Raw genomic sequence first — 317 nt, 5'->3', positions numbered from 1 at the left:
CTTTATCTAAAGAATAACTCTCAAGTATGGGGCTATAGCTCAGCTGGGAGAGCGCCTGCCTTGCACGCAGGAGGTCAGCAGTTCGATCCTGCTTAGCTCCACCATCTTGACGTCTACCACTAGACGTAAAACTAATGTGGGCGATTAGCTCAGTTGGGAGAGCACCTGCCTTACAAGCAGGGGGTCACTGGTTCGAGCCCGGTATCGCCCACCATCTTTAAGCGCATTTCTTTTGAAATAAAAAGTCTTAAGTGCCTTTAAAAATGGTTACTTCCTTGAGAAGTGATTTGCTCTTTAACAATTTGGAAAGCTGACGA

At 46.4% G+C, this 317-nt stretch carries 2 tRNA genes; both read left to right on the top strand.

From position 1 onward, the window contains the following. Window positions 1-28 precede the first annotated feature (28 nt). A tRNA-Ala gene (locus tag RH89_RS17005) sits at window positions 29-104 on the top strand. A gap of 34 nt (window positions 105-138) precedes the next feature. Further along, window positions 139-214 (top strand) — tRNA-Val (locus RH89_RS17000). Window positions 215-317: the final 103 nt, after the last annotated feature.

Source organism: Vibrio nigripulchritudo ATCC 27043, from assembly GCF_000222685.1.
Classification (GTDB): domain Bacteria; phylum Pseudomonadota; class Gammaproteobacteria; order Enterobacterales; family Vibrionaceae; genus Vibrio; species Vibrio nigripulchritudo.
The sequence above is the reverse complement of the archived record's forward strand: the minus strand, read 5'-3'. Positions and strand labels throughout refer to the sequence as shown.